Raw genomic sequence first — 9,993 nt, forward strand, 5'->3', positions numbered from 1 at the left:
TCGATTATATCGCGCTTGATTTTAAGGCGCCGCGGCAGGATTTTGAGCTCATTACGAAGTCAAGCTTATACGATAAATTTCTGCAAACTCTTAGGCTTTTGCTGCGGCGAAATTTTAAATTTGAGGTGCGCACGACCGTGCACGCCGATTTTTTAAACGAAGCGAAGATAGAGCAGATGGCACAAATTTTATGGAGCGAGGGCTACCGCGGCGTTTATTATCTGCAAAGCTTCCTGCCTACAGGCGATAATTTCGGCAATTTAGACGCGCCGCTTGCGAGCTTTGATCCGAGCAAAATCCGCACCGATCTAAAGATCGAACTTCGAAATTTTGATTAAATTTACGCCGTCGCGCGCGTCTTGCCGCGATGAGCGCGATGAAATTTTAATCTAGCACATTTATCTAGCTCGCAGTGTCCGTGCATATTGTGCCTTGATAGAATTTCGCCTTACGGGAAGCTTTAAAATTTACCTCGCCGCCGCTTGCTATGTTTGAATTTCATTCCGTCTGCGGCGTAAAATTCTATGTTTATCAAGAGCTTTAAATTTTATACCGCGTAAATTTAACTTCGCGCCAAATTTCACGCCGCGCAGGCAGGCCGCTCCAAAACAAAAGGTAAATTTAGCTTGCTTTGGCTAAAATACGCCGAAATTTTTAAAAAGGCAAAAAATGGATAGAAAAAAAATCTACAACCCTTTCTCCGACGAGACCCTTACCGATCGCAAGGTCTTCGGCGGCAATCCGCAGGGCATTTTAAATTTTACCAAGGCGAAATATCAATGGGCGCTGAAGCTTTGGGATCTGATGGAGGCCAACACCTGGTTTCCTAAAGAGGTCGATACCACGGACGACGTGCGGGATTATAATTTCAATCTCACAAGCGCCGAGAAGCGGATGTACGATCTCGTGTGGAGCCAGCTGATATCGATGGATAGCTTTCAGACCAACAATCTCGCCGATAATATCAACCCCTACATCACGGCTCCGGAGATCAACGCCGTGCTCGCGCGCCAAGCCTACGAGGAGGCCAACCACAGCAAATCCTACGCCGTCATGGTCGAGGCGATCTGTGAAAATACTGATCTCATTTACGAGATGGAGAAGCACGACGATATGCTCCGCAGGAAAAACGACTACATCTCAAGCGTCTATGAGGAGCTTGCGGGCGAGGTTAGCGACGATAAACTGCTGCTAGCGATGGTAGCGAATCAAATTTTAGAGGGGATCTACTTCTACAGCGGCTTTACCTCGATCTATGCGCTTGCTCGCGCGGGCAAGATGCTAGGCAGCGCGCAGATGATCCGCTTCATACAGCGCGACGAGATCACGCACCTGCTACTATTTCAAAACATGATAAATTCCGTCCGCAAGGAGCGCGCCGATCTGTTTAACAAACGCAACGTGGATAAAATTTACGAGATGTTTGAGACGGCGGGGAACTTAGAGATCGATTGGGGCAAATACATCACGGATAATCAAATCATGGGCTTTACGGACGATATCATCGAAGAATATATCCACTACCTAGTCGATCAGCGCCTGCTCGCCATCGGGCTTGAGAAGCGATACGGCGCGAAACATCCGATAAAATGGGTTGATGATTTTTCTAAATTTAACGATCAAAAGAGCAACTTTTTCGAGAGCAAGGTCACGAACTACAGCAAAGGAAGTTTGAGTTTCGATGATTTTTAGCGGATTTTGCGGTTTGAAATTTTACTCTGCCGCATCGCGGCACGGATACTTTGCAGATACTTGTCCGGCGCCGCACGGACGTGCGATGAGCGCAGAAGGCGTATTGCCTGCAAAATTTTTAAAATTTAGCCGTGCTATGTATCTAAAAAACGCAGCTTATGCTCTTTTGGCGCGGAGTGGATTTTCGGGAATTTTTAAAAATTTTAGCGGCTCCGAATTTAAACAGAGCAGAAACTTTCGTGGCTTTAAATTTAACGTCTGGTCGGGCGGGAGCGCGCTATGGTCTCGCTAGAGCGGCTTCGCTGCGAAAAGATGGCGAACGACATCGCCGAGCAGGTGAGTTTGAATTCGGCGCTTTTTGAGGCGTTTTGCAGCGTCGCTAGAAGCGAGTTTGCTCCGCTCGGCGCGCACGCTTTCAGCCTCAACGCACAGCCCATTTTGGCCAGCCAGTGGATCAGCTCGCCGCTGACGGTCGCGCGCATGACGATGGCGTTAAGCGTCGATCCGAAGGTCGAGAAAATTTTAGAGATCGGCTGTGGCAGCGGCTATCAAGCGGCGATTTTAAGCAGGATGGTTCACCGCGTCTTTGCCGTCGAGCGCGTCGAGCGGCTGGTGGGCGAGGCGAAAAGGCACTTTGCAAATCTTGGGATTTCAAACATCAGCCTGCGCCACGATGACGGCAACGCCGGGTGGAAAAATTTCGCCCCTTTTGATAGGATTTTGCTCTCCGCATGCGCCGAGAGGATCGACGAGCGGCTGTTTGCACAGCTGGTAATCGGGGGAATTTTGGTCGCCCCGATGAATAGAGGCGGCTCGCAAAAGATCGTTAGATTTAATAAAATTTCGCCAAGCGAGATCAAAGAAGAGGAGCTTGGCGCCTGCGAATTCGTTCCGCTGGTGCAGGGTCGCGGATAGATCTAGCGCGCAGTAAATTTTAAAATTTCCTACCGCCGCGGGCGCGTAAATTTAATAAAATTTTGCTTTCGCGCTCCGCCCTGAGATCAGAGTTTTATTAATTATTTATTTAAATTCAAGTACAATACGCAATTTTAATCTTACAAGGATGAGTCATGCAAGATTTTAGCAAGGAAAAGATAGAGTCGCTGGTGCTCAGCTGGAAAAATCACAACAAAAACCAATTCTGGCTTAAAAAACAAACCGCGATCTCAAAGTATTTAGGCGAGATAAAGCGCTGCTTGGCGAGCTTTGATGAGACCGAGAGCGAGTTTTTGCAAACTCTGTATATAAATCTCAGCGACGGCAATCTTAGAAGCTGCAAAATTTTATCTTTAGGCGAGAAGTTCGCGCACGCCGAGTATTTCTTTATGGATCAGTTTTTTGATTCCAATATCAGCGCGTTTTATTATGATTTCGCTTTCAAAGATCGCATCGTCGGCAAAAAGGAGCTGTTTCCTAAAAATGCCGTAAAAAGCGTAGATAGCGTGCTTAGCGGCGAGGATAAAAACATCGTCTCGCTTTATGTTTTTATCGAAAATATCGTCAAAAATTTCAATAGCTATTCGCAGGAGCGCACCGCTCGCGATATTTTCAAACAAAAGCTAGTCAATTTTTACGACGAGCTTTACAGACTTCTTACGGCGGTGGATAGTGCTTTGGCGATCGATTTTTTCGACGTCGCGCTACATAATCAGCCCTTTGTGCTGATGGAATTTTTAAAATCCGCGATAAATGCCGATAATTTCTATCTGATCGACAGCTACCTAAGCGACGACGGGATGCTAAATTTAGGACTTGCCGAGGACGGCGATTTTGCGCAAATTTCGCGCGAGAAGCTCTATCTGCTAGCTAGCATATTTGCGCAGTGCAACGACGAGTTTCCGACGCTCGTTTATCGCGACGGGACCGCGCAAATTTTATCCTTGCTCTACGACGAAAAGGTTGAAATTTTTGAAGAATTTTACGAGGTGAGCTCGCGATTTATCGCGGAATTTACCCCGTATCCGCAGGACGTCGTGGGCGCGGCTAGGATCGTGTATTCGTCGCTATTTTTCGAATACGTCAAAAATTACAAGAGTGAAGAGGTCGCGAAAAATACGATATTTTACGGCGCGATCGGTACCGGCAAAACCCGCAGGCTGCGATCTTTGATAGCCGAAAAGAAACTTGCGGCGAAAAATTTCCGCTACGTTTGCCTGCACGAAGGCTTTGAATACTGCGATTTCATCGACGGATTTTATGGCGAAAGCTTCATTAGCGGCGAGTTTAAGGCGCTGTGCAAAGAGGCGCTAAACGATCCGAAGGGCGAGTATTATTTTTTGATCGACAATGCAAGCGCTGCGAGCTTGGATAAAATTTTTGGCGAGGCGGCGGTACTTTTGGATCGCCGCTACGACGAGGAAGACGAACTTTCGCTTATCCGCACGAAAAACTCCCACGTAATCGACGGCTTTGAAGAGGGCGAAAAAGCGCGCGCCAGCGTCGTTTTGAAGGATGGCCGCTCATATTTTGCGGTGCCTAAAAATTTATACGTCCTATGCACTCTAAGTGAGCATAAATGCGTTTCGCCGTCGATTGCAAAGGCGTTTAGATGGATCAGATGCGAGTGCGATTACGGCGCGCTTGAGGATTATTTAAGAGATCGCGAGATCGTAAATGCAAGCGCGGTCGTTGCGGTTTGCAAGGCGCTGAATAAGTTTATCGCCGATGAGGCAAGCGGCCTCGGCGCGATCGGACATGGCGTATTTATGGGGCTTGCGCGCTATCAAAGTGGCGCGCAGATCATGCAGGAGGGGCTAAACGGCTTTTTCGCCGAGGTACTTGAGCCGATCTTTAGGTGCGCGGCAAGGAGCGAAGATGCCGCTGTGAGCCTTAGCGAGCGCATCGCCGAAGCTAGAGGCGTGTTTAAATTTTAGTATTTTCATTTACATATATTTTAAAGTAAATTTTGTAATAACGGAATTTTATATTAGAGGAAAAATTCCATGACCGACAGCATTGTAAATAATTATAAATATGACGCAGAATATATTAGTTATATTAGAAATGGTAATTCCGCCGCAGTTCTTATTACTAGAGATTTGGTGAAAAGCATAAATACGATCGGTAAGTGGGTTGATATAATTGAGAGCAATATTCGCGATAGGATCGATGGGAGAATTGATTTTAACTATTTCATTGTTGAAATTTTTCCTAGAAAGACTAAGCCGGATTATTCCAAAGCAGCGTCAGAACATGATAAAAAATATATTACCTGGCAAACAGCTTGCAAAGATATAAAGAATGCAAGGAGTGTTGGTTATAAAGGCATCCGATATAAGATATGGTGTAGCTTGTATAATGATAGGAAGAAAAAAATAGTACAGAGGTATTATAATAAAAAGTTTGGTAAGTGGATGCCTGATGGATGGCTACCTACGGATTCATGTATTTTAAAAGATAAAGTAGAATTTATCGATAACTGGAAATATAGGATAAAGTCCATAAAAAAATTATAAAATAACTTAAACTAGACTTCGCTAGTTTTGAATTAAGAATCAAATAGTAAATTTAGCCCAAAAGCCCCGCGCCTTTTACTCTCTGCGAGCGATCCGCCGCGTAGATCCTCTTCCCGCCTACCACCTTGCCGCCCTCGATTTTACCGCCCTTTACGTCATATTTCCAGATCGGCGCGGCCGCCTTGAAATCTTCCACAAATTCGTTTATTAGCGCCAGAGCTACCTTACGCTGCGGGCTTACGACGCCTGCGACGTAGGAGCTTTCGTGGATCGGCACACCCCCGTTTGCATGTGCAAAAAGCACGAATGCGCCCTGTGCCGCGGCCTTTTGCTGCCACGCTTCAAACCACGTCCGCAAAATCGGCTCGTAGATATCGAAACTCAGCGCACAGATACCGCCCTCTTCGCGCACAATACCTACGAAGGTGATGAACGCACCGCAATTTGCGTTTTTAAATTTAGCATACCAGCGCGATAAAATCGCATCTACGTCCAAGCTGCCCTCATAAATTTCGGGCTCGATTCCGCTTAAAATTTCTGGATTAAATTTAGTCTCGCTCATCGCCGTCTCCTAAGCTTAGCCGCCGCAAACGGGAGGCAGAAGGCTCACGCGATCGCCGGATTTAAGCGCAAAATTCGCATCATAAACCATCTTATCGTTTACCGCTACGGCGCAGTTTGCGAGCCACTGCCTTAGGCTTTCGTCCTTTTGTAGCTCCGCTTTTACCTCTTGCAGGGAGTTTGCGTTTAGGCGCAGTGGCTCGCGCCCGATCGGCCCTAGAAATTCTACCTCTACCATTTTTGTCCTTTTTTAAAGATTGGGCGATTTTAACCAAAAATTTATAAAATTTTATATAATTGCGAAAAAATTTAATGAGGAAAAACGATGAAAATCGATGAAATTTCGCCCCCCGCTTACGTATGCGAGGAGCAAAAACTGATAAAAAATTTAGAAATTTTACGCGGCGTAGGCGAGCGAAGCGGCGCAAAAATTTTATGCGCGCTAAAAGGCTTTGCGTTTAGCTTCGCGATGCCTTACGTTGACAGATACCTTTGGGGCGCAACTTGCAGCGGCCTGCACGAGGCGAAATTTGCCGCGGAATTTATCAAAAACGGCGAGATCCACACATACTCGCCAGCGTTCAAAGAGGATGATTTGGATGAAATTTTAAAAATTTCAAATCACGTCGTATTCAATAGCGCCGCGCAGTGGCAAAAATACCGCACAAAAGCGCTCGCTGCGGGTGTATCGTGCGGTTTGCGACTAAATCCGCAGACCTCCTTCGCGCCCAAAGACGCTTACAATCCGTGCGGCAGCTTTAGCAGGCTCGGGATGAGCCTTGAAGCGCTACAGCGGGCGATCTTGCAAGACGGCGAGTTTTTGCGCGGCATCTCGGGGCTGCATTTTCACGCGCTGTGCGAAGAAAGCGCTGCGAGCCTAGAGCGGGTACTTGAGGTTTTCGAGGCAAAATTTAGCAAGTATTTCGGAGGGCTAAAGTGGCTAAATTTCGGCGGCGGACATCATATCACGCGCGCAGGCTACGACGTGGAGCTGCTGATAGATCTGATCAAAAAATTTCGCGAAAAATATGGAGTCGAAATTTATCTTGAGCCCGGCGAAGCGGTCGGCTGGGAGTGCGGTTATTTGGTCGCTAGCGTGCTTGATATCGTAGAAAATGGCGCTAAAATCGCTATCTTGGATGCTTCTTCTGAAGCGCATATGCCTGATACCGTGCTGATGCCGTATCGTCCTGCGGTGCGCGGCGAGAGTAAGAGCGGTAAATTTAGCTATCGCTTCGGCGGAAATACCTGCCTCGCAGGCGACGTCGTGGGGCTTGAGAGCGGACAGCCCGAGTATAAATTTAATGCGCCGCTAAGTATCGGCGATCGGGTGATTTTCGAGGATCAGATCCACTACACGATCGTGAAAAATACGACCTTTAACGGCATCAAGCTGCCCGATCTCGTCTTGGTAGATGAGCGCGGAGAGGTTTTGGCTATTAAAAAATTCGGCTACGACGAGTACGCGAGGAGAAACTAGCGCGGTGCTTAATGCAAAAATCTAATTTTGCTTTGTAAGAAAATTTTTTGCAAAAAATGATATAATCGGCTCGAAATTTTATACCTAAGGAAATCCATGAAAAGATTGTTTCTTGCGCTTTTTGCCTGTGTTTATGCGCAGGCGGAGGAGAAAAAATACGCCGACATCGTGCAGGGAAATAGCGATGTTTGGGGCAATGCAAGGCTCGAAAACATCGATAGTTACGGCAGCGGCTTCGGACCGCTCTTCGTGCAGCTTCAAAGCTCGGGCTTTTTTGCGTGGCTGGCGCTGGGTGCGGTTTTGGGCGCGATCGTAGCTTTTATCGGACACTACGCGATCGTAGGGCCGAAACACTTCGACCATCACGCGGGCAAGCCGATCTACGCATTTAATAAATTTGAGCGGCTATATCACCTTGTAGCGGCCGTCGCATGGGCGATCTTGGTTCCGACTGGCTTAATTATGATGTTTGGCGAGGAATTCGGCGGCGGCGCTTTCGTGAGATTTTGTAAAAACGCTCACGGACTGGCTACGATAGCGTTTGCGATCTCCGTCGTTCCGATGTTCTTACTATGGTTTTGGCGCATGCTGCCGCGAGCTTACGATATTAGATGGATGATGATCGTGGGCGGCTATCTAAGCAAAAAGAAGCGCGCGATCCCTGCGGGTAAATTTAACGCCGGTCAAAAGGCGTGGTTTTGGGTCGCGACTTTAGGCGGCATAGTGATGATAGCGACGGGCGCGTCGATGTTTTTCTTAGACTACGATATCCCTGCGATGAGAAGTGCGCTAAGTATGAGCCAGATCGAAATTTTAAGAGCGAGCGCGATTATCCATAATCTTTTAGGTGCCGTCTGCGCGGTATTTTTGCTCGTGCATATCTACATGGCGGTCTTTGCGATCAGCGGCGCCATCCACTCGATGATCGACGGACACAAGCCGGAGGAGGAAGTTTACGTACTTCACCACTATTGGTATCGCGAGCTGTTGGATAAGGGGCAGATCGCCAAATCGCAATTTGAGGCGAAGTACCCGCGCTTATAATTTGGGTAAATTTATGCGGGCCCGCTTGCGTGCGGCTCGCATTAGCTTTGAGGTTCAAAGAATTTTATTTTTAAGGATTACATATGCAACTAGATTGTCGCAATTTAAATTGCCCGGAGCCGCTTTTGCGCACCAAAAAAGCCCTCGGTGAGCTAAAAATCGGAGAGAGTTTAGAAATTTTAGTAAACGACGTAGCGCCGCGCGAAAACATAAAGCGCTTTTTGGCCAAAAACGGCTTTGAAGCGCAAATTTCACAAGCGGGCGCCGATACGCTTATAAAAACCGTAAAAACGGACGAGCTGAAAGATGAAAGTATCGACGATATTTATTGTGATGTCGCGGCGCCAAAAAGAGGCAAGGTGATATTTCTAAATGAAGAGCAGTGTGGAAGCGGTCCGATCGGAAAGAGCCTGCTTGCTAAATTTTTAGGCGCGGCGCTAAATTTAGACGAAAAGCCAGTGAAGGTAATCTGCGTAAATAACGCCGTGCATATAACCACGAACCGCGGACACGAATGCTTCGAGGCGATCAAAAAGCTAAACGAAGCTGGAGCTGAAATTTTAAGCTGCGGAAGTTGCCTAGAAAGCTACAAACTAGTCGATAAGCTCGCGATCGGCGAGATTTCAAACGCATACGAAATCATGGACGTCCTATCAAAATACGAAGTAATCAAACTATGATCTACAGAGATTTTAACCTCACGAAATTTATTGCAGCCGCCGGTTGAGCCGCCAAGCTTGACCCGGCGGGTCTAACCGAAAACCTTGGAAATTTAATCGAGCCTAATGCAAACCTGCTTTCGTCAATCTGCAGCAACGAAGATGCGAGCATATTTCGCATAAGCAACGACTTTGCGCTAGTGCAGACGCTCGATTTTATCACTCCTTTGGTGGACGATCCGTTTATTTTCGGACAGATTGCGGCGGCAAACTCGCTAAGCGACGTATTTGCAATGGGCGGCGAAGTGATAAATGCCCTAAATATCGTGGGTTTTGACGATTGTCATTTCTCAAACGAAATTTTGCGCGAAATTCTGCGCGGCGGCAAAGACAAAATCAAAGAGTGCAGAGGGGTCTTGGTAGGCGGACATACCATCTCTACTCCTGAAATTTATTACGGGCTTAGCGTCACGGGGCGCGTAAATCCGCGTAAATTTTGGAGCAATAACACAGCGCGCGAAGGCGACCTACTGATCCTAACAAAGCCCATAGGCACGGGCATCATCGCTACGGCTATCAAGGCGAAATTTCTTAAATTTGAAGAATTTCGTGACGCTATAGAGAGCATGATTTTGCTAAATTTTTATGCCGTGGGCGCGCTAGCGGGTTTAAAAATACATGCCGCAACCGACGTGACGGGCTTTGGTCTGCTTGGACACGCGCTTGAGATGATCAATGAGAGCGTAAGTTTTAAAATTTATCCTAGCAAAATTCCGCTTCTAAAAAGCGCCCTCAGATGCCTTGATGAGGGGCTAATACCCGCCGGAAGCTATAAAAATTTAAAATTTATCGCACCGGGCGTCGATTCCGAGCCGGACATAGCGCTTTGCGATGCGCAAACAAGCGGCGGACTTCTGCTTGCCGTAGCGGAAAAGGACGCGGCACGAGCGCTTGCGAATTTAAAAAACGCAGGCTACACTAGTAGCGCTATCATCGGCGAAGTAGTGGCGCGTGCCGAGCATAAAATTTATTTAGTTTGAATTCCTTCCTATTCAGCCCCCTTTAAGCATCGCTCTTGTATAATCACAATTCTGTTTCGCAC

At 47.2% G+C, this 9,993-nt stretch carries 11 protein-coding genes and 1 pseudogene; 10 read left to right on the plus strand and 2 right to left on the minus strand.

From position 1 onward, the window contains the following. The 6 genes and pseudogenes from Q0438_RS01410 to Q0438_RS01435 all read left to right on the plus strand — a co-directional run. Nucleotides 1-338, plus strand: a pseudogene (locus Q0438_RS01410) (anaerobic ribonucleoside-triphosphate reductase activating protein); the annotation flags it as partial. A 331-nt stretch (nt 339-669) separates the two neighbouring features. Continuing rightward, nucleotides 670-1,692: a ribonucleotide-diphosphate reductase subunit beta gene (locus tag Q0438_RS01415; RefSeq protein WP_177387058.1), complete on the plus strand. Its 1,023-nt coding sequence runs from the start codon at nt 670-672 to the stop codon at nt 1,690-1,692. 85 nt (nt 1,693-1,777) lie between these two features. Further along, the gene (locus Q0438_RS01420) at nt 1,778-1,984 is read left to right on the plus strand and encodes a hypothetical protein (protein ID WP_299186492.1); all 207 of its coding nucleotides are present in this window, start codon (nt 1,778-1,780) and stop codon (nt 1,982-1,984) included. After that, nucleotides 1,972-2,607 (plus strand): protein-L-isoaspartate(D-aspartate) O-methyltransferase, encoded by a 636-nt coding sequence (locus Q0438_RS01425; RefSeq protein WP_299186494.1) that lies wholly within the window; start codon nt 1,972-1,974, stop codon nt 2,605-2,607. The genes Q0438_RS01420 and Q0438_RS01425 overlap by 13 nt, the downstream gene beginning before the upstream one ends. Nucleotides 2,608-2,762: 155 nt before the next feature. After that, nucleotides 2,763-4,565, plus strand: a complete 1,803-nt coding sequence (locus tag Q0438_RS01430; protein WP_299186497.1) for a hypothetical protein — start codon at nt 2,763-2,765, stop codon at nt 4,563-4,565. A gap of 69 nt (nt 4,566-4,634) precedes the next feature. Beyond that, on the plus strand, nt 4,635-5,147 hold the full coding sequence (locus Q0438_RS01435; RefSeq protein WP_299186500.1) for a hypothetical protein: 513 nt from the start codon (nt 4,635-4,637) through the stop codon (nt 5,145-5,147). 52 nt (nt 5,148-5,199) lie between these two features. On the opposite strand, the gene Q0438_RS01440 is transcribed toward Q0438_RS01435, so the two are convergent. Both Q0438_RS01440 and Q0438_RS01445 read right to left on the minus strand, forming a co-directional pair. Further along, nucleotides 5,200-5,709: a molybdenum cofactor biosynthesis protein MoaE gene (locus tag Q0438_RS01440; protein WP_299186504.1), complete on the minus strand. Its 510-nt coding sequence runs from the start codon at nt 5,707-5,709 to the stop codon at nt 5,200-5,202. A 15-nt stretch (nt 5,710-5,724) separates the two neighbouring features. Then, complete coding sequence (locus Q0438_RS01445; RefSeq protein ID WP_177387050.1) at nt 5,725-5,946, minus strand: MoaD/ThiS family protein; 222 nt, start codon at nt 5,944-5,946, stop codon at nt 5,725-5,727. Nucleotides 5,947-6,033: 87 nt separating this feature from the next. On the opposite strand from Q0438_RS01445, the gene nspC reads away from it, so the two are divergent. The 4 genes from nspC to selD all read left to right on the plus strand — a co-directional run bounded on the left by nspC (nt 6,034) and on the right by selD (nt 9,931). Continuing rightward, nucleotides 6,034-7,188 (plus strand): carboxynorspermidine decarboxylase, encoded by a 1,155-nt coding sequence (nspC, locus tag Q0438_RS01450; protein ID WP_299186507.1) that lies wholly within the window; start codon nt 6,034-6,036, stop codon nt 7,186-7,188. A 96-nt stretch (nt 7,189-7,284) separates the two neighbouring features. Then, a complete protein-coding gene (locus tag Q0438_RS01455) occupies nt 7,285-8,232 on the plus strand; it encodes a formate dehydrogenase subunit gamma (protein ID WP_299186510.1) in 948 nt (315 codons plus the stop codon). Nucleotides 8,233-8,315: 83 nt separating this feature from the next. Next, on the plus strand, nt 8,316-8,912 hold the full coding sequence (gene yedF / locus Q0438_RS01460; RefSeq protein ID WP_299186512.1) for a sulfurtransferase-like selenium metabolism protein YedF: 597 nt from the start codon (nt 8,316-8,318) through the stop codon (nt 8,910-8,912). After that, complete coding sequence (gene selD / locus Q0438_RS01465; protein ID WP_299186514.1) at nt 8,909-9,931, plus strand: selenide, water dikinase SelD; 1,023 nt, start codon at nt 8,909-8,911, stop codon at nt 9,929-9,931. Before yedF ends, selD begins: the two co-directional genes overlap by 4 nt. Nucleotides 9,932-9,993: the final 62 nt, after the last annotated feature.

The sequence above is a fragment of the uncultured Campylobacter sp. genome (assembly GCF_938030785.1).
In the GTDB taxonomy this organism is placed as follows: domain Bacteria; phylum Campylobacterota; class Campylobacteria; order Campylobacterales; family Campylobacteraceae; genus Campylobacter_B.